The organism is Pseudomonas sp. S2_A05, from assembly GCF_054668485.1.
In genome coordinates, this window is sequence record NZ_CP162775.1 from 3,486,644 (window position 1) to 3,506,801 (window position 20,158).

Genomic DNA, 20,158 nt, shown 5'->3' on the forward strand with positions numbered 1-20,158 from the left:
TCTATTCGGAATGCCCACCGCTACCGATCATGGTTCAAATGTACGGATCTTGAATAATCGCACATGACCTATTTCTTCCTTATCGATAATTTTTGCTTCGTACCTTTCTAGATTTTTGATTCCCTGAGCAAAACCAGGACCATAGTTCGTCTCCAGAACATAAAATTCTTTCGGGTGACTGGGCAACGACAAATCAGTTTTCAGCTTCTCTAAATTACTAACAAGCAGCGGAGATCCCAGCAACTTGAAATAGACACCAAACTGAATCGCATCAAGCGAATAGATTGGCAACACGCTTGACTTATTCATTACAGAGATGACGATATCTCTCATGTGCGTCTCGCGTGAGTACGGATTTTCAGGATCCCTCAGATAACTGATATCCCTGAATAAAGGCGTAGCAGAAAATGTCATCAATACCACCAGCATTAACACTTTTACTGGCACATCTCTTATATTGCCAACTGCGTACGCAGCCACCAGCAATACGGCGGGCAAAAGAAAAATAAAATTGCGTTGAGTTGTCACCGGGCGTAAGTAAACAGAACAGACATAGGGCACCACAATTCCTACTACCCCCCAGAACACAATCAGCCTGCAAGCAATTGCGCTTTCAGGATTTTGAGCCATCGACGCCAGCCCTGAAATTAAAATTACAGCGAGCAAAGCGGCCAGAAACGTATCTCCGAAATACAACAGGAAAACCTTGAAGAAAAAAACAGTTTCGGGTGGTTGAATCCAGAAATCCCGAGAAAAGCTACTCTCAGCGTACGATAAACCAGGAATTACGGTTAATGCGGCAAAAAATCCGGCGCAAATGAACCTGTATATAACTTGGCTGTGGACCTCGCTGCGCAAGATCATGTGAAGCAACACAAGCACTTGAGCAAAGACCGGCAGATAACCGAAGTAATGAGTATTTATCAGCGCGGCGGAAGTCAGCCAATAGCAAAAAAAATCCTGCCCTCTGCCTCGACTTAAGCAGCGCAAGAAGATCACAAAAGACAAAACGGTAAGCAACGACAGAAGCGCATAAGAGCGAGTCTCTTGCGAATACTGAACCAAGAAACTATTGACCGCTGCCAACCACGCAACGATGAGCCCTACTTGTTCATCAAACAATTTGCGCCCGAGGAGGAATACAGAGGGAATCAACAGCACGCCGATTACCGCAGAGAGATACCGCCCTGTGTGTTCGCCAAACCCGACAGCCTGATAATAAGTCCACAGTAAAATCTGATAAAAGGGAGGATGAACGTCACTCAATGTAGTTCGATACACGTCAAAGAATCCATTTTGCGGATCGCTTACCGATACACTGAAGGCCTCATCCAGCCACAGGCCAGTAGCATCGATGTTGCGCAACCTTACATACAGGCCAAATCCAATTGCGCCAATCAGACACAGGTACATTGCCAATTTGTACTTTCGCGACGCAGTGTCCATTGTCATCTCCTCAGTAGTTACTCAGCCATGATCAAAACCGGCTACCGACCTCTTCCATAAAAGTGCAAGCATTCCCACCCCGACCGCCAACCACAACGTTACCAGCCGTAACAAAACCGTCGCCGCGATCGCATCTGCCAACCCGACTCCGCCTGAAACCAGCAGCGCTAGCATCGCTGCTTCGGCACTGCCCAAACCGCCCGGCATGAAACTCAGAGCCCCCGCCAACATGGCCACCGCATAAATAAAGATCGCCAACGTTAGGCCCACGTCCGCGCCCATCGCCTGCAAAATCCAGTAAAACGCCAATGCTTCAAGCCCCCAGGCCAGCAGGCTCAATAGCGTTGCGCCCATGAAGCGACGAGGGGAATGACAGCGGCGCGACTGACGCAATACCTGAACGGCATGCCCCAGCAACCGCGAGAATCTGTCGTGCCGTTGCTCAGTGCGACGATCAATCGCGCTGACAAGGCTTGGCGAAAACATCATCGATGTACCGCATACCAAGAGGACGAAACTGGCAATGATCATCGACAACCATTCCGGATGCGCGCTCAAGCCGAACAATGCCAGGCCCACCATCGCCAGCAGGTCCGCAAGCCGCTCACTGAACAGCGCGGCAAAGCTCTGTGCGTAAGGCACCTCCAAACGTTTGAGCAAAACACCGCGCAACGCCTCCCCGGCCTTGCCGGGAGTCGTCGTCAGGGCGAATCCGGCCAGGTAGATGTTCAAGCTCGGCCGCCAAGGCAACCGGTGACCCAAGGCAGACAGATAACCCTGCCAACGCAAAAAACGCAGACCGTATCCAAGCAAAACCACGCAGACGATTTGCCCGCACTGCCACCAACCCACTCGACTGACCGCCGCGCTCACCGCCGACCACCCACCCCACAGGGAAACAGCGAGATAAGCGAGGGCGGAGCAAATCACCGAGCCAATCAAAACGCGGTAACGCCACCCGGATAACCTCAGTGTCTGATTCACAGGTTCAGCCTCTTGAACAGCGGCTGCGGCATCACCCGAATCAGCCACATGATCACCGCCCAAAAGCCGGGCACATACAGCACCGCCACCTGTCGATTGATCCCTCTGACTATTCGCCGGGCAACCGTATCCGGTTGCGCTACAAGCACGGAGGGCAGCGCCAACCCTCGCGTCATGGGCGTGTCGACTAACCCAGGCTTTATCGTGATCACATGCACACCCGCTTTGAACAAGCGTACCCGCAAGCCTTCGCAGAACGTGGAAACGGCCGCCTTTGCCGCGCCGTACAGGTAATTGGAAGGTCGTCCTCGATCCCCGGCAACCGAGGAAATGACCGCCAGCGTGCCGTGCTGCTGGACAACCATGCGATTTGCCAACAGCGTCAACAGCGCGATCATTGAACTGCCGTTATTGGCGAACTGCTCCATAGCCTGTTCAACGTGTTGTTCGCACGCGTACTGATCTGGCAGCGAGCCATAGGCAATCAGACAGATATCCACCGTCTGCAACGTCGCCAGGCATTTCTCGTACATGACCGGATGTGCGGCGATATCACTGGCGTCCATGACGTACGTGGTCACGGCTCTGGCACCTCGAGCCTGAAGATCGACGCTGGTTTGCTGGAGTTTTTGCGCATCCCTGCCGACCAGGAACAATTCGCTGCGATCAGCCGCCCACAATCGTGCGCAAGCGCAGGCAATCGCCGAGGTGGCGCCCACAATCAGTATTTTTTTCATCGAGTGACTCGCTGCCAGAAACGGGACATCAGGGTCGGATCGCGCATCGCTTCCAACTGCTCCCAGGCGGGATAGGCCTGGCGAAAATCGCTGCCGCTCATGTGAGCGTCCTTGGCTGGATACAAACGACCGCCTGCTTCCCGCACGATGGCGTCGAGACGCGGCAGAAGTTTTTTCGGCAGATCTATGTCGTGTGGAAAGTCCAGCGCCAATGAAGTACCGGGCATAGGAAAGGAAAGCCATCCCGGCGAAGGAATGTCGCCACAACGCTTGAGCACCGCGAGGAAGGAGCCACTGCCGCTACGCGCAATCGACTTGAGTAATTCGGCCAGTGCCACGGCTGCAACCGAGGCCGGCAATACGCACTGAAATTGCTGGAAACCTCTGCGTCCGTAGATGCGATTCCAGTTTTCGATACGGTCCAACGGATAGAAGAACGAGCTGTAGGCAACCTTTTGATGTTGTCCGTTCGTTGGCTGCCGTTTCCAGTAGTGATAGTTGAACAGTTTCAAGGTGAGCGAATTGATCAGCGATACCGGAGGGCGGATCGGGACAGACAGAGAACGTGGTGCAGCGACCTCAAGGGGCCCCGCCTCGCAATGATCCCCAGCCGTGTAGCATCCGCGCCCTAGCGCATTGCCCTTGGCCAGGCAATCGATCCACGCGACGCTGTATTCATGCCGCGCATCCATGTCGGCCGACAGGGCAAAAAAGTCATCCAGACAGTCAAAACGCACCCGTGTGCTGTCGATCAGGCTGGACTGGATCTTGCGCAGACGAATGCGCACCCAGGTAATCACGCCCGTCAGGCCGAGCCCGCCGATGGTGGCGGCAAACCACTGTGGGTTTAGCGTCGCCGAGCACACCATCGGCGATTGCATGGAACGGTGCAGCCCGAAACACACCAGCGAATGGGCAAACGTGCCGCAGCGATGGTGATTTTTCCCGTGGACGTCATTGGCCACCGCCCCACCCAGCGTTACATGCCGCGTACCGGGTGTGACGGGCAAAAACCAGCCACGGGGAATGGCGAGTTGTAAAATCTCGCCCAGTGTCACGCCGGCCTCAGCGCAGATCTCACCCTTTTCCCAGTCGGCTTCGATGAAGCGGTTCAGGGGACGTAATTGCAGCACATGATCGCTTGCGGCCATGCAGCTATCGCCATAGCTGCGCCCATTGCCAAACGGCAAAGTTGTCCCGTGTGATTCGATCAACTGCTGCCACTGCGGTCCGATATCCGCTTGCCAGTGGCAGGGACGACCACTCTGCGGGGCATAGGGATAGTTTCCCCAGGAAGCCAGCGAGGCCATCATGCCGCCACCCAGAAAATCAGACAGAACACTGTTCCCATCACCAGACTCAAGCGATCACGCAGTGCGAAAACCACCGGATCCTCATTCATGCGGCCGCGATGCGTCAGCAGCCAGATACGAGTGATCCAGAACAGCATCAATGGGCAGGCAAACCAGAGCCATCGGGGATATGCATACAACTCGGTAGTTGCGCTGTCATGGATGTAAAGCGCCAGCACCAGGACAGCGAGATAACCGGATGCGGCCCCCAAAGAGGAGAGCATTGCCAGGTCCGCAGGAAAGTAGTCGCGGCCGCCGGTCTTACCGGTGATGCCGCCGTGCAGCGCCAGCAACAGCTCGGCATAGCGCTTGACCAGCGCGAGGCTCAAAAACATGAACATGGAAAAAGCCAGCATCCACCCCGTCAGGTCGAGCCCGAAAGCGGCGCCACCGGCAATGATGCGCAAGGTGTAAAGCAGCGCCAAAGCGATGACATCCAGCGCCATCAACCTCTTGAGCACCAGCGAATACACCAGCGTCAGGCCGTAATAGCAGGCCAGCACGGCAATGAATGGGTGAGGCAGCCACAACCACGCGCCGATGAACGACACTGACAACAGCAGGGGGAAAATCAGCAGACCGGACTGGATGGATAACGAACCATTGGCGAAGGGTCGATTGCGTTTGCTCGGGTGCCTGCGATCATCGTTCAGGTCGAGCAAGTCGTTCAGAAGATAGACGCTGGATGCACACAAGCCGAAAAGCATGAAGGCCAGCAAGCCGCGACCCAATAGCAGCGGGTTGGCCACTTGATGCGCTGCAAGCAGGGGAACGAAAATCAGCACATTCTTCATCCATTGATGAATGCGCAAGGCTTTGTACAAACTTCTGAAATACGTAACGCGAGAGTGAACCACCTGGGCTACGTTATCCAGATGCCGGGCGGCACGTTGGACGCCCGCTAGCGGATTGACGATATAAGCTTGCCTGGCCGACCGCCAGATCGGCAGATCGTCCAGCGAATTGCCGATGTAATCGAAACTTTTCTCCCCATATAACGCCACCAGCGCATCACGTTTGTTCGTTCCCGAAAGGTTCTGCTCGAGGGTTGAACCCAGAACGTCATCAAACACCTGCAGATGCTCGGCGATCCGCACTGCCAATGTGTAATGACTGGCTGTGGCGAGAACAATTTTCCGACCGGCGTTGCGCTGTTCCTCGATCATCCGGAGTACGTCGGGATCATAGGGCAAAGTCGCGAGATCGACGTCCGATGTCATTGCCAGTCGATCTTTCAGATACGCCTTGCCGTGCCAGAGCCAGGGAAAGAGTTTCAGGCAGTGCAATGGTTTGCTGCGGACAAAGGACATCACGCATTCGAACAGCAGATCAGATTTGACGAGGGTACCGTCCAGATCAACTACGAAGGGCATTGAAGCAGCGCAGGACGCTGACATCGGCAGTACGTCAGGCGGAGAGACGTTCATGCCCGTCGCCCTGGAAAAAGGACAAAGCGGAAAACGCAGTACCCTAAAACAATATTCACCAGCGAAAACGAAGCGACCGTCACAAGCCCCGACAAGCGCCAGACATCCCCAATGACACCCACGCCAAAACTCACGCCGCCCATCAGGCCGATGAACATCAGATAGGGAAATACCGGCGTTTCCCTTTCAAAGATATAAAGCATGTTCAGATAGAAAGAGAGCGCAGCAGCTACGCAGAACGCCGCAAAGTTGCTGGCCGCCTGACTCAGGGCGGCCGCCTGACAGAGCACGAAAAATATCTGCCAATGGATGAGCGCATCGGCCACTCCGATGGCGGTGGTTGCAGAGAATCCTTTCATGGTGAGGGCCAGCCGCTGCCAGAGGACGGACCTCCAAACTAGGCCAGAGCTTGAAGACGGTCTACTGTCAGAAATTACAGGTCGAGGGCTTTATCCGACCAGCGGTCATCTTGTCGTACTCACGTGTCAATAGCTCTTCCCGTGCGATTTTAAGGCGTTGACCGTTAATCGCCTTGCCCATAAAACCCAAAAGCCCCGATCTCTCGATCAGGGCTTCGTTGTTTACGCACTTAAGGTTCAAGAAACCGAACGCACCGAACCTTGCGTCACTTGCGTCGGCTGCAACTTGAACACGTAAAACAACACCGTCAGCAGCACAAGAAACGCCGGTCCCACATACAGCGCCACGCGGGTGTCCGGGAAGTACGCCATCAGGCCGACCACCAGTACCAGAAACGCCAGCGCGAAGTACGAGCTGACCGGGTACAGCCACATCTTGTACTTGAGCCCGGCACGTTCGCTGGCGCTCAGGCCTTTGCGGAATTTCAGCTGGGCGAGGAGGATCATCACCCAGGTCCAGATCGCACCGAAGGTGGCGATCGAGGTGACCCAGACAAAGACTTTTTCCGGTACCAGATAGTTGAGCATTACGCCCAGCAGCAACACCGCGATCGACAGCAGCAGTGCCCGGCGTGGCACACCGTTGTTCGAGGTCTTGGCGAAGCCCGCCGGGGCCTGGCCGTTCTGCGCCAGACTGTAGAGCATGCGCCCGGTGCTGAAGATGCCACCGTTGCACGACGACAGCGCCGCAGTAATCACCACGAAGTTGATGATGCCCGCAGCGGTCTTGATGCCCAGACGCTCGAAGGTCATCACGAAGGGGCTGCCCTGGGTGCCGATTTCATTCCACGGGTAGATCGACAGGATGACGAACAGCGCGCCGACGTAGAACAGCAGGATCCGCCAGAACACCGAGCCGATTGCGTCAGGAATGGTCTTCTGTGGGTTCTTCGCCTCACCGGCAGTCAGGCCGATCATCTCGACGCCGAGATAGGCGAACATGACCATCTGCAGCGACATCAGCACACCGGTCACACCGTTGGGCATGAAACCGCCATGCGCCCACAGGTTGGAAATGCCCAACGCCACGCCATCGTTACCGAAACCGAAGGCGATGATGCCGACGCCGCCAATGACCATGGCGATGATGGTGACGATCTTGATCAGGGCGAACCAGAATTCGAATTCGCCGAAGGCTTTGACTGCGATCAGGTTGATCGAGCCCATGCTGATCAGCGCTGCCAAGGCCCAGATCCAGCGCGGCACATCGGGGAACCAGATGCCCATGTACACGGCCACGGCGGTGATTTCCGCGACGCAGGTCACCAGCCACAGAAACCAGTAGTTCCAGCCGGTGAGAAAGCCGGCCAGCGGACCGAGATAATCCTGCGCGTAGCGGCTGAACGAACCGGCCACCGGGTTATGCACGGCCATTTCACCGAGGGCGCGCATGATCACCAGGATCGCCAGACCGCCAAGGATGTAAGAGAGCATGATCGCCGGCCCGGCCATCTGGATGGCTTTGGCCGAACCGAGAAACAGACCGACGCCGATACAGGCACCGAGCGCCATCAGGCGGATATGCCGTTCGCCGAGTTCACGTTTGAGCGGACCGCCCGAAGCGGTGTCGCCGTGCGGCAGAGGATTGCCAACTGGCATAGGGGTACAACCTCGTCTTGTTATTGGATATGACCACCGGGTTTCGAAGCATCGGCCGATAGGCCTTGGCTGGGCAGGAAACCGCGTCGGCTTCGTGGGCAGACGCGTCTTGCAGGGCAGGCCTGAAAGATCAGCGGGGCGTGCAGTATAAAAAGCTCAGGGCAGGATTTTTCACTCTAAAAGTCACAACATTCAGCGACAACTCTCGGCAATAGTGGGTTCTGCGGAGAGGCATTACCTGCATTACGTAGGAAAAGTCGCCACTGAAAAAGCCGCGAAGTATTGCACAGACATGGTGCAGCGTCATGTTCCAGCCCCGGTGCATTTGATTCACCGCGCGATGTCTCCCCTCGCGCTTGATCACGGATAAATCGCCCGGCGGATTCAGAAATTTCGCTCAACAGTTGCAGCGCCGACCGGGGCGGCCAACCACTAACCTTTGAAAAAGTCAGGAGCATATGCAAGGAAGCTCACATGCCAGTTCGTCCCAATTCCCACCGTTTGCGCCAAGGTCGTTTCTCGGAAAACGGTCGTGCCTACTTCATCACCTCTGTCATCCACGAACGCCAGCCTGTATTTGCAGATTGGCGGACAGGCCGATTACTGGTTGCAGAACTGCGCCGGGCTCATGAGCAAGGAGTCGCGCAGTCCATCGCCTGGGTTGTCATGCCTGACCACTTTCATTGGCTGATGCAATTGCAACGCGGCTCACTTGGTGAAGTCATTGGCGGTGTAAAGGCTCGCTGTACGCATGCGGTTAACAGAAACACCGGACGTCACGGACCGCTGTGGCAAACCGGCTACCATGACCGAGCGATCCGTGACGGCGAGGACCTGGAGCCCATCGCCCGCTATATCATCAATAATCCCTTGCGAGCCGGGCTGGTCGATAACCTCGGTGATTACCCGCTTTGGGATACCTGCTGGCTCTGAGCGCAACAGCTCTCTGGAGTAAGTGCATCTATTGTGGCGAGGGGATTTATCCCCGCTCGGCTGCGTAGCAGGCGCAACTTGCTCACATGCGGTGTGCCTGTAGAAACCGTGCTGACAGGTTTTGGGGCTGCTTTGCAGCCCAGCGGGGATAAATCCCCTCGCCACAGGGAGTCCCTGCATGACTGATAAATCGGCTAGCCAACTGAATCCATGCCCACACAGACACATCATGAGGATGTGAACAGCATCCTTGTGGCGAGGGGATTTATCCCCGCTCGGCTGCGTAGCAGGCGCAATTTGCTCACATGCGGTGGGCCTGTAGAAACTGTGGTGGCAGGTTTTGGGGCTGCTTTGCAGCCCAGCGGGGATAAATCCCCTCGCCACAGGGAGTCCCTGCAAGACTGATAAATCGGCTAGCCGCCTGAATTCCTCACACTGACAACATCCCGGCATGGGAACAGCCTCTTTGTGGCGAGGGGATTTATCCCCGCTCGGCTGCGTAGCAGGCGCAACTTGCTCACATGCGGTGGGCCTGTAGAAACTGTGGTGGCAGGTTTTGGGGCTGCTTTGCAGCCCAGCGGGGATAAATCCCCTCGCCACAGGGAGTCCCCGCATGACTGATAAATCGGCTAGCCACAGGGAGTCCATCGCTCGCACAGACACATCATGGGGATGTAAACAGCATCCTTGTGGCGAGGGGATTTATCCCCGCTCGGCTGCGTAGCAGGCGCAACTTGCTGACATGCGGTGTGCCTGCGTAAACCGTGCTGGCAGGTTTTGGGGCTGCTTTGCAGCCCAACGGGGATGAATCCCCTCGCCACAGGGAGTCCCCGTATGACTGATAAATCGGCTAGCCAACTGAATCCATGCTCACACAGACACATCATGGGGATGTGAGCAGCATCCTTGTGGCGAGGGGATTTATCCCCGCTCGGCTGCGTAGCAGGCGCAACTTGCTGACATGCGGTGTGCCTGCGTAAACCGTGCTGGCAGGTTTTGGGGCTGCTTTGCAGCCCAACGGGGATGAATCCCCTCGCCACAGGGAATCCCCGCATGACTGATAAATCGGCTAGCCACAGGGAGTCCATCGCTTGCACAGACACATCATGAGGATGTGAACAGCATCCTTGTGGGGAGGGGATTTATCCCCGCTCGGCTGCGTAGCAGGCGCAACTTGCTGACATGCGGTGTGCCTGTAGAAACCGTGCTGGCAGGTTTTGGGGCTGCTTCGCAGCCCAACGGGGATAAATCCCCTCGCCACAGGGAGTCCCCGCATGACTGATAAATCGGCTAGCCGCCTGAATCCCTCACACTGACAACATTCCGGCATGTGAACAGCCTTTTTGTGGCGAGGGGATTTATCCCCGCTCGGCTGCGTAGCAGGCGCAACTGGCTCACATGCGGTGTGCCTGTAGAAACCGTGCTGGCAGGTTTTGGGGTTGCTTTGCAGCCCAACGGGGATAAATCCCCTTGCCACAGGGAGTCCCTGCAAGACTGATAGATCTGCTAGCCACAGGGAGTCCATCGCTCGCACAGACACATCATGGGGATGTGAGCAGCCTTTTTGTGGCGAGGGGATTTATCCCCGCTCGGCTGCGCAGCAGTCGCAACTTGCTCACATGCGGTGCGCCTGTAGAAACCGTGCTGGCAGGTTTTGGGGCTGCTTTGCAGCCCAGCGGGGATAAATCCCCTCGCCACAGGGAGTCCTCGCATGACTGATAAATCTGCTAGCCACAGGGAATCCATTGCTCGCACAGACACATCATGAGGATGTGAACAGCATCCTTGTGGCGAGGGGATTTATCCCCGCTCGGCTGCGCAGCAGTCGCGACTTGCTCACATGCGGTGCGCCTGTAGAAACCGTGCTGGCAGGTTTTGGGGTTGCTTCGCAGCCCAGCGGGGATGAATCCCCTCGCCACAGGGAGTCCCCGCATGACTGATAAATCGGCTAGCCATCTAAATCCATCGCTCGCACAGACACATCATGAGGATGTGAGCAGCATCCTTGTGGCGAGGGGATTTATCCCCGCTCGGCTGCGCAGCAGTCGCAACTTCCTCAGACTCGGTGTGCCTGTAGAAACCGTCCTGGCAGGTTTTGGGTCTGCTTCGCAGCCCAACGGGGATAAATCCCCTCGCCACAGGGAGTCCCCGCATGACTGATAAATCGGCTAGCCAACTGAATCCATGCCCACACAGACACATCATGAGGATGTGAACAGCATCCTTGTGGCGAGGGGATTTATCCCCGCTCGGCTGCGCAGCAGGCGCAACTTGCTCACATGCGGTGTGCCTGTAGAAACCGTGCTGGCAGGTTTTGGGGCTGCTTTGCAGCCCAGCGGGGATGAATCCCCTCGCCACAGGGAGTCCCTGCAAGACTGATAAATCGGCTAGCCACAGGGAGTCCATCGCTCGCACAGACACATCATGGGGATGTGAACAGCATCGTTGTGGCGAGGGGATTTATCCCCGCTCGGCTGCGCAGCAGGCGCAACTGGCTGACATGCGATGTGCCTGTAGAAACCGTGCTGGCAGGTTTTGGGGCTGCTTTGCAGCCCAGCGGGGATAAATCCCCTCGCCACAGGGAGTCCCCGCATGACTGATAAATCGGCTAGCCGCCTGAATCCCTCACACTGACAACATCCCGGCATGTGAACAGCCTCTTTGTGGCGAGGGGATTTATCCCCGCTCGGCTGCGCAGCAGGCGCAACTTGCTCAGACTCGGTGTGCCTGTAGAAACTGTGGTGGCAGGTTTTGGGGCTGCTTTGCAGCCCAGCGGGGATGAATCCCCTCGCCACAGTGTGTGTTCCAGTTATTCAGACAAGCCGTCTCCTCCGCTCTGCACATTTTCTTCACCGGCTCCAACCACCGTCTAAGCTTCAGACAAGTCCGATCAATCTGCGTGAATGGATCAGTCGACTATGGGCGCTTTGTGGCAAACCGATTCGAGTAAAACCGTGGTTCAGACTGAACGTGTGAATGAAGCGCCTGTCCCTGAAAAACCCCGTCGTCAGCGGCACGGGTGGAAGGCTTTCTGGTTGCTGTTTTTGATCATTGCGGTGGTGGTGGGACTCGCCGCGTCCAAGGAAATGCGCACTTCGCGCTTTCAGGCGCGGGAGCTGAGCCAGTACGCCGCTTCGCTGACCTACAAACTGGAACCCGGTCCCAGCGAAGCGATTCGTTATCCGGGCAACGGCCCTTTCGATCTGCGCCTGGGTTACAGCTCTCTGGACGAATTCCTGCCACGCCTGCTCAAGCGCAATTACGTGATCACCGAGCAGACGCGCTTCTCCCCCGCCCTGCTCGGTTACACCGACAAAGGCCTGTTCGTGCCGTATTCGGAAAAGATCCAGGCGGGGTTGTCGATCACCGACTGCCGAGGCGCGCCGCTGTATCGATACAACTATCCGCAGCAACTGTATGCCGACTTCGCGGCGATTCCGCCGGTGGTGGTCAGCAGCCTGCTGTTCATCGAAAACCGCTTTCTCCTCGACCCGAAACAGCCGCTGGCCAACCCGGCGGTGGACTGGCCGCGCTTCGGCATGGCCGCGTGGTCGCAAGTGGCGAAGTTGCTGCACCTGCCCGGGCAATCGGCCGGCGGCAGCACCCTGGCAACGCAACTGGAGAAGTATCGCCACTCGCCCGACGGCCTCACCGTGTCGGGCGCGGAGAAGATCCGCCAGATGATTTCCGCCAGCGTGCGCGCCTATCAGGATGGCCCGCAGACCCTCGGTTCGCGGCAGAACATCGTGCGCGACTACCTCAACAGCGTGCCGCTCTCGGCAGTACCCGGCCACGGTGAAGTGCACGGCATGGCCGAAGGTTTGCGGGTCTGGTACGGCAGTGATTTCAACAAGGCCAACGAGCAACTGAACAGCCCGAAGACTGACCCGCAGACCATGGCCGCCAAAGGCCTGGCCTTGCGTGAAATGCTCTCGCTGATGATCGCCCAGCGCCGCCCTTCGCATTACCTGACCAAGGGTCGCGACGAATTGGCCAGCCTCACCGACAGCCACCTGCGCCTGCTCAAGCAGAACGGCGTGATCGACAGCGCCCTCGCTGACGCTGCGCTGGCGAGCACCGTGTCGTATCGCGACTGGCAGACCCAGCCAACGATGCAGCCGATTGAAACCAACAAGGGCATCAGTGTTGCCCGCAGCCGCTTGGCGAGCATGCTCAATCGCCCGCTGTACGACCTCGATCGCCTCGACCTGTCGGCCACCAGCACCCTGCAGGGCGATCTGCAAACGCAGGCCACGGCTTATCTGAAAAAACTTGCCGACCCGGCCTACGCAGCAGAAATCGGTCTGCTCGGCGAACGCTTGCTGACACCCACCAGCACCACGCAAGTGCGTTACAGCTTCACCCTGTTCGAACTGACCCCGGACGGCTCGCGGGTGCGCGTGCAGACCGACAGCACCGATCAGCCGTTCGACATCAACGAAGGCAGCAAGCTTGAACTCGGCTCGACGGCGAAAATGCGTGTGCTGACCACGTACCTGCAAATCGTCGCCGAGCTGCACGACAAATACGGCGCGATGGGCGTGGCAGAATTGAAAAAAGTCGAAGTGCCCGATCAGGACCGCCTCAGCCGCTGGGTCATCGACTACCTGATCCAGAACAAGGATCACGACCTGTCGAAGCTGCTCGGCGCCGCGCTGGATCGCAAATACTCGGCCAGCCCCGGCGAGGCGTTTTTTACCGGCGGTGGGCTGCACAGATTCAACAACTTCCGCAAAGAGGACAACGGTCGCCTGCCGACCCTGCGCGATTCGCTGCGCGAGTCGATCAACCTGCCATTCATTCGCCTGATGCGCGACATCGTCCGCTACACCACCTACTCAGGCCCCAACGGCGAATTGCTCAAGGATGATCGCGATCCGCGCCGTCAGGAATACCTGGCCAGTTTCGCCGACCGCGAAGGCACCTCGTTCCTGCTCAAATTCTGGAAAAAGTACAAGAACAAGGACACCCAGGCGCGCCTGGAAACCTTCCTCGACAGCATCCGCCCGACGCCGATCCGCATGGCGGCGGTGCATCGCTATCTGCTGCCGGAGGCCAGTCAGGAAGACTTCAACCGTTTCGTGCGCTCGCACCTCAAGGGCACCAAGCTCAACGAAAAACTCACCGACGACCGTCTGATCCGCCTCTACGATTCCTATGGCCCCGGCAGTTACGATTTGCCTGACCAAGGCTTCATCGCCAAGGTGCATCCGCTGGATCTGTGGATGATGGGTTACCTGCTGCATCACCCGGAAGCGACCTTCAGCGAGATCGTCAAGGCCAGCCAATTCGAACGCCAGGAAGTCTACAGCTGGCTGTTCAAGAGCCGGCACAAAGGCGCGCGCGACAGCCGCATTCGCACTATGCTCGAGATCGAAGCGTTCCTCGACATTCATCAGCGCTGGCAGAAACTCGGCTACCCGTTCGATCACCTGGTGCCGTCACTGGCCACCGCCATCGGCAGTTCCGGCGACCGTCCCGCCGCGCTCGCCGAGCTGATCGGCACCATCCTCAATGACGGCGTGCGCATGCCGACGCTGCGCATCGACAGCCTGCACTTCGCCGCCGATACGCCGTATGAAACCGGGCTGATCAACGACCCGCACGTGGGCAAACGCGTGATGCCGGTGGAAGTGGCCCGAGCCATGCGCGAGGCGCTGTCGCAAGTGGTCGACGCCGGTACCGCCAAACGGCTGTCCGGCAGTTTCAAACTGCCCGACGGCACACCGCTGGCCATGGGCGGCAAGACCGGCACCGGCGACAACCGCATTGCGGCGATCGGGTCTGGCGGGCGGATCATCAGTTCGAAGTCGATCAACCGCACGGCGACCTTTGTGTTCTACATCGGCGACCACCATTTCGGCACCCTCACCGCGTTCGTCCCGGGGCGCTCGGCGGAGAACTTCAAGTTCACCTCGGCTCTGCCCACGCAGGTACTCAAAGGCATGGCGCCGATTCTCACGCCGTATCTGCAACCGGGCAGCGACTCACAGTGCCAACCGCCACAGGCGCCCGTGGTGGCATCGGCGCTGCACTGACCGAACATGGCCTGCACGTCGCGCCGAAGGCCATCGGCGCAAATGGTGGTATTCGTGCATTGTTCCGATTCGAATTCTTGTCGCATCGCTGAGGCGATCACACGTTTGGCTCCCGATCTTTGAACTTTTGTTTTGCCCTGCCGCCGGTACGCTGATCATTCCTCAAACAATCAAGGATGATTGGCCATGTCTGACTCCCCTCAGCCTGCCGCAGCCGCCGACAAAGGCCGGCATTACGCGTTCATCGAATCGGCTGTCAGCGCGCCGTTCAAAACTGCAACGCTCAGCCGCAGCCTGGCACTCGCCGCCACGCCACTGAAGCGCGAACCCTGGTACAGCGCACCCGGTACGTTTGCCAGCCGACTCGCCGCCGCCAATCTCAAGGCCTGGGACTCGCAGAACAAGGTCGATCATCTGCTGGCCAGGACCGATCTGTACGCCTTCGCGGAGCCGCTGCTCAAAGCAAGGATCAAGCAATGCCATGGCATCGAGCCGGACGTCAGGAAGACCTGGCTGCGCCTGTATATCCCCGCCAGCAGTCCCTGGTATGCAATCGACGTGGTCGACGGTTCGACGACCCGTACGGTCTCACTGCTCGATGCCGCTCTGCACAACTTTGCCGCCAACGAGACGGTCGGCGCAGGCTCGGACTACATCAGCCAGCCTGATGCGCGCGGCCACTTCGACGTCTTGCCGCTCAAAAACCAAATGCCCATCAGCCAGTTCCAGACACTGTGTCGCGACCTCGACCTGGGCGGGCAATATGCCAGGCACTTGCAGGGCTACTTGCTGCCCGGCGAAGCGCTGGCCGAGAGCCTTCTGCAATACAAGATCGGCACCAGCCTCAAAGACGCCCTCGCCGTCGCGGCGCACATCGCCTTGCTCAAGGCAGAGATCCAGTACGACACCTTCAGGATGGTGCTCAGCTTCAGCACAGAGGAAAACCCGCGCTTGCGTCTCAACAACCGTTCGATTCGCTGCAATGACCTGTCCATGCTCGGTACCCGCCTGACCGGCATTCTGTTGCTGATGCATGGCCACCCCGACAGTCGTGGCGTTCGACGCCTGATCGTCTACGTGCCGCACGATCCGGATCATCCACTCAAGGAGTACGAGTCGCTGGCGGCGTTTCGTGACGAACTGACCCGCCAGTTGCGCGAGGACCGCCTGAGCGCCTCGACCGGGCATACGTACCGGCAATTCTTCAGCCAGTTCGTCGATCAGCAGCAACGTGGGCATTTTTTTGCCGAACTCGAACAGCGGTTGTTCGTCGTCCGCCATCACGAACGCGAGCAGAGCACCGACCAGCGCCCGGTGTGGCGCAAGGACCCGGTGGAAAAGCCCAGGTTGCAGTTCACGCGCTTGCCGTTGCAGGGCGATTACTGGCGGCACGTCTATCAGCAGAAACTCAACAAGGTCATCAATGATGCGCGGCAAATCGCTGTCTCGACCGCCGATGCCGATAGCAACGCACGCTGGGCATGGTGGGACAACTTCAAGCGGATCGTCTCGGACATCTTCAACGTCGCCCTGCTGATTGCCACGCCCTTTGTGCCTGGTCTGGGCGAGGTGATGATGGCCTATACCGCCTATCAACTGACCAGCGATGTGATTGAAGGCATCGTCGATCTGGCCGAAGGCGTCTGGGAGGAAGCTGCCGGACATGTCATCAGTGTGGTGACCGATGTCATTCAACTGGCGGCGTTCGGCGCCGGCGCGCAGATTGGCGAAACGTTGCGGATAAAACTCTCACCGCAGGTCGATGCCATGCAACAGGTCAAATTGCCCGACGGCAAACCAAGCCTGTGGCATCGCGACCTCAGCCCTTATGCACGTGACGAGCTGAGCCTGGCAGCGCAATCGAAGCCCGATCGTCACGGCCTGCATCAACATGCCAGCGCCAGCGTCCTGCCGCTGGAAGGCAAGCTCTACGTGGTGGAAAAAGCCTCCGCCGATGCCACCAGCAAAACTCACCGGATCAAACATCCGAATCGAGAAAATGCCTACCAGCCAAGGATCGAACACAACGGTCACGGCGCCTGGCTGCATGAAGCAGAATCGCCAGGCGACTGGCCCGACGCCCGGCTGATGCCTCGCCTGGGCCACAGCGTCGAGCGCTTTACGCCTGTGCAACTGGAGGACATCCGGCGCAGCAGCGGCACCAGCCACGATGAACTGCGTCGCATGCACAGCGACAACAGCCCGCCACCGCCGCTGCTGGCCGACACGGTCAGGCGCGTCAGTGCATACGAGGATGTCATCGAGGCTGTGCAGAACCTGCGTAACGGCAAACCGATCGATGCCGATGCGGTATGGCTGGAGCCGATGCTGACCAGCCTGCCGGGCTGGCCGCCGCGACGCGCGCTGGAGGTTTTCGCGCGTCAGGACCTGACCGGCTACTCGCATAAATACGGCAACGCGCTGGCGTCCGAAGCCGACACGTTGCGCATCAGCCGGGCTGATCTCAACGCCGGACATTTGCCCGAGCGGGTCGCCGGGTTCCTGCGCGACGATGAGTTCAATCATCTGCTCGGCCCGATGGTCACTGCCGAGCAACGGGTCGAGGTCCTGCGCAGTCAACTGGCCGACGCGCTCAATGAGCAGCGCAGCGCCGTCGCCCGCCATCTGTACCAGGCCGGGCAGCGCAGCGGCGACGCCGAGATAGCGGTGATCAGACAGTCGTTCCCGGATCTGCCATTGCCCTTGGCCGAGACGGTTCTGAGCCAGGCTCGCGTCGCCGAACGCCAACGCATCAGCGACGAACAGCACTTGCCGCTACGCCTGAAGAATCAGGCCCGAGAGCTGGATTTCGAGGCGTCGGCCAGTCGCGCGTACGACGGTTTTTATCGGGACGATCTGATGACCGAACAGACCGAACGCCTGGCGCTCAATACGCTGAAAATCCACACCGACACCTTTGTCGACCTGCGCATCGAAGTGTTCGACGGCAGCCCGCACGGTCCGTTGCGCTGCAGTGTCGGGCCGCAGGACGCCAGCACTGTAAGGCAGCTGCTGAGGCGTGGCGAAGGCCGTTATGAAGTGCGCGACGCCAAGGGTCAGGTGCTGCATGACAGTAGCGATTTCCACGAAGCCATCCTGCGCGCCGTACCGCTCGAAACGCTGGCGAGTACCGGTTATCAGCGCGGTCAGGGCCGCGCCTTGAAACTGTGGATCATGGAACAAAGCGCCCCGCCAGCCGGACGCCGTATTGCTCTGGCGCAACCGCCGATCCGAACGGTCGCCCCCCGCGAGACGGAGATTCTTCTACGCGGCTGGCCCTGGGCGGCAAAAACCCCGGAACAGCGGCTCAGACAGTTGTACCCGAAACTCAACGACAGAGAGGTCGCGGGTTTCCTGGCGGCGCTGGAAAAAAAGGGCAACAGCGAACGCGCCATCGCCGACCTTGAGCGCGAACGCGAAGTGCTCGACAACGCCCTCGACAGCTGGCGCAGCAGTTACACCCCCGTCATTGAAGACAACGGGGAACTGATCGCGCTGCCAACGGATTTCGTCCGCGAGGGCGGCTTGTACATCGAGCAGCAGTTGAGGAAGTGCTTCAAACGCGAGAACGAACGGCCCGGCGCACGCAATCCCCATCCGGAACACGGCTATACGCTGGACCTTTCAGCCGAACTGCCGCTACCGAACCTTGAGTCATGGTGGCGCGACTTGCGACGGCGTCCCGGGATGCAGCAATACTTCGAGCGGATTACCGGACTGAACATCACCAACATTGCGCTTTCAACCACACCGGACAGCCTGCTGGCGAGTTTCCCGAATCTGCGGCAATTGAGCGCCCAGCGGTGCGGTTTCAAGGAGGTGCCGGCTGCCCTCGGAAAAATGCATCAGTTGCAGACGCTGGACCTGTCGCACAACAGCATTGAACTGACCTATGACTCAAGCACGCGCCTGAGCAATCTCACCCGCTTGCACAGCCTGAATCTCAATGGCAACAACCTGCGTGTGCCGCCGGATATCGGGCGCATGGAGCAACTGGTCGAACTGAACCTGGTCAATACGCGCATTCGCGATTGGCCGGCAGGATGGCTTGAAGTCGATGGACAGATACGGCAGCGCCCGAAAGGCTTCTACCTGGACATGCGAGACAATCCGCTGGACACCCTGCCCCGGGTCGAACCCGGTAGCGATCAGGCGCGCCTGCTGGCTCGCGCACGGATCAGTGTTGCCAAATTCGACGGTGACCAGTTGCGGCGTCTTGGCGAGTATCGCCAGTCGGTAGGGTTGAGCGTCGTGCCCGGTTATTCATCCGCCGCCGCCGATGAGCTTGATTACTGGAAGTTGATGCCCGCCAATGCGGATCCGTCCCACCCCTCGGCAGCCTTCAGCCGGTACCGCGAGCAGTCCTGGCATGACCTGATGGCCGAGCCTGATTCCGCCGGCTTTTTCAGCGTGATCCGCAAGCAACGCGAATCCGCCGATTACGGGACTGACGCGGGGCGGCGGAATTTGACCGCACGGGTCTGGGACATGGTCGATGCGGCGGCGCTCGACGAACATCTGCGCAAAAAGCTCTTCGAGCAGAACGTGTCTGCACAGGATTGCGCTGATCTGGGCCAGCAGCTGTTCAATTCACTGGGGCTCAAAGTCCTGGTGTCCAAGGCCTGGAACGAAACGGCATCGGCCCCGCAGCTGGAAGACAGACTCGTGCGTCTGGCGCGCAGCGCGGCGCGCCTTGATCGGGTCAGCGATGAGGCCGCCATGGAGGTCAGTCGTCAGCAGCAGCAACACCTGATCGATCCGCGCCTGCCGGCGCCGGACGAAATTCAGATTCATCGGGCGTTCGAAGCGGGCCTGGGCGAGCGTCTGGATTTGCCCTGGCAAGCGGAGGGCATGCCTGTGCAGCCTCGGGCCGGGGTCACCGAGGAAAAGCTCAACGCGGCTTACCAGAGAATCATCCAGCGCGAACAAGGGGATGGCCTGGTCAACGGCATGATCGATCTCTATACCGATCCTTTCTGGGAGGATTACCTGCGCAATACCTATCCTGACCGTTATCAGGAGAACCTGCGCCTGTACGAAGAAAAATTCCGTCAGCTCGACAGCCAGGTGTTCAGCAGCGACCGGGAGTACAGGAAGCTGGCCGACAAAATCAGCTACGAGCGCAACGAACTATCCCGCGCCTTGAGTCGCGAAGCCCTCGACAGGGCCGGACTCTGAAACCATCACACGGCATTCGGCGAGCGTTTCAGGCTGGCCGAATCT

At 58.6% G+C, this 20,158-nt stretch carries 10 protein-coding genes; 3 read left to right on the top strand and 7 right to left on the bottom strand.

Annotated features, from left to right (window positions below; all coding sequences use genetic code 11):
- Positions 1-27: 27 nt before the first annotated feature.
- The 7 genes from AB4O12_RS15860 to AB4O12_RS15890 all read right to left on the bottom strand — a co-directional run bounded on the left by AB4O12_RS15860 (position 28) and on the right by AB4O12_RS15890 (position 7,964).
- On the bottom strand, positions 28-1,446 hold the full coding sequence (locus tag AB4O12_RS15860) for a glycosyltransferase family 39 protein (RefSeq protein ID WP_191637011.1): 1,419 nt from the start codon (positions 1,444-1,446) through the stop codon (positions 28-30).
- Between the two features lie 21 nt (positions 1,447-1,467).
- Positions 1,468-2,430 carry a lysylphosphatidylglycerol synthase transmembrane domain-containing protein gene (locus tag AB4O12_RS15865; protein ID WP_095181738.1) on the bottom strand — a complete coding sequence of 321 codons (963 nt, stop codon included), beginning with the start codon at positions 2,428-2,430 and terminating at the stop codon, positions 1,468-1,470.
- A complete protein-coding gene (locus AB4O12_RS15870) occupies positions 2,427-3,167 on the bottom strand; it encodes an SDR family oxidoreductase (RefSeq protein WP_150638615.1) in 741 nt (246 codons plus the stop codon). The genes AB4O12_RS15865 and AB4O12_RS15870 overlap by 4 nt, the downstream gene beginning before the upstream one ends.
- Entirely contained in the window at positions 3,164-4,480 is a 1,317-nt protein-coding gene (locus AB4O12_RS15875) for an FAD-binding oxidoreductase (RefSeq protein ID WP_310218158.1), read from the bottom strand. The genes AB4O12_RS15870 and AB4O12_RS15875 overlap by 4 nt, the downstream gene beginning before the upstream one ends.
- Positions 4,477-5,916 (bottom strand): UbiA family prenyltransferase, encoded by a 1,440-nt coding sequence (locus tag AB4O12_RS15880; protein WP_056790362.1) that lies wholly within the window; start codon positions 5,914-5,916, stop codon positions 4,477-4,479. The genes AB4O12_RS15875 and AB4O12_RS15880 overlap by 4 nt, the downstream gene beginning before the upstream one ends.
- 26 nt (positions 5,917-5,942) lie before the next feature.
- On the bottom strand, positions 5,943-6,305 hold the full coding sequence (locus AB4O12_RS15885; RefSeq protein WP_095181734.1) for a GtrA family protein: 363 nt from the start codon (positions 6,303-6,305) through the stop codon (positions 5,943-5,945).
- Positions 6,306-6,542: 237 nt separating this feature from the next.
- Positions 6,543-7,964 carry an amino acid permease gene (locus tag AB4O12_RS15890; RefSeq protein WP_095181733.1) on the bottom strand — a complete coding sequence of 474 codons (1,422 nt, stop codon included), beginning with the start codon at positions 7,962-7,964 and terminating at the stop codon, positions 6,543-6,545.
- Positions 7,965-8,438: 474 nt separating this feature from the next.
- Here AB4O12_RS15890 and AB4O12_RS15895 point away from each other — a divergent pair, with 474 nt between their 5' ends.
- The 3 genes from AB4O12_RS15895 to AB4O12_RS15905 all read left to right on the top strand — a co-directional run bounded on the left by AB4O12_RS15895 (position 8,439) and on the right by AB4O12_RS15905 (position 20,113).
- Complete coding sequence (locus AB4O12_RS15895) at positions 8,439-8,897, top strand: REP-associated tyrosine transposase (protein ID WP_095181732.1); 459 nt, start codon at positions 8,439-8,441, stop codon at positions 8,895-8,897.
- A 2,918-nt stretch (positions 8,898-11,815) separates the two neighbouring features.
- Positions 11,816-14,935: a transglycosylase domain-containing protein gene (locus tag AB4O12_RS15900; RefSeq protein ID WP_460059057.1), complete on the top strand. Its 3,120-nt coding sequence runs from the start codon at positions 11,816-11,818 to the stop codon at positions 14,933-14,935.
- 186 nt (positions 14,936-15,121) lie between these two features.
- Positions 15,122-20,113 carry a dermonecrotic toxin domain-containing protein gene (locus tag AB4O12_RS15905; protein WP_460059059.1) on the top strand — a complete coding sequence of 1,664 codons (4,992 nt, stop codon included), beginning with the start codon at positions 15,122-15,124 and terminating at the stop codon, positions 20,111-20,113.
- Positions 20,114-20,158 lie beyond the last annotated feature (45 nt).

What these genes read in the sequence shown, in the direction of transcription:
- AB4O12_RS15860 (WP_191637011.1), bottom strand. Translation starts at nt 1,446, where the DNA reads ATGGACACTGCGTCGCGAAAGTACAAATTGGCAATGTACCTGTGTCTG.
- AB4O12_RS15870 (WP_150638615.1), bottom strand. Translation starts at nt 3,167, where the DNA reads ATGAAAAAAATACTGATTGTGGGCGCCACCTCGGCGATTGCCTGCGCT.
- AB4O12_RS15875 (WP_310218158.1), bottom strand. Translation starts at nt 4,480, where the DNA reads ATGATGGCCTCGCTGGCTTCCTGGGGAAACTATCCCTATGCCCCGCAG.
- AB4O12_RS15880 (WP_056790362.1), bottom strand. Translation starts at nt 5,916, where the DNA reads ATGTCAGCGTCCTGCGCTGCTTCAATGCCCTTCGTAGTTGATCTGGAC.
- AB4O12_RS15885 (WP_095181734.1), bottom strand. Translation starts at nt 6,305, where the DNA reads ATGAAAGGATTCTCTGCAACCACCGCCATCGGAGTGGCCGATGCGCTC.
- AB4O12_RS15890 (WP_095181733.1), bottom strand. Translation starts at nt 7,964, where the DNA reads ATGCCAGTTGGCAATCCTCTGCCGCACGGCGACACCGCTTCGGGCGGT.
- AB4O12_RS15895 (WP_095181732.1), top strand. Translation starts at nt 8,439, where the DNA reads ATGCCAGTTCGTCCCAATTCCCACCGTTTGCGCCAAGGTCGTTTCTCG.
- AB4O12_RS15900 (WP_460059057.1), top strand. Translation starts at nt 11,816, where the DNA reads ATGGGCGCTTTGTGGCAAACCGATTCGAGTAAAACCGTGGTTCAGACT.
- AB4O12_RS15905 (WP_460059059.1), top strand. Translation starts at nt 15,122, where the DNA reads ATGTCTGACTCCCCTCAGCCTGCCGCAGCCGCCGACAAAGGCCGGCAT.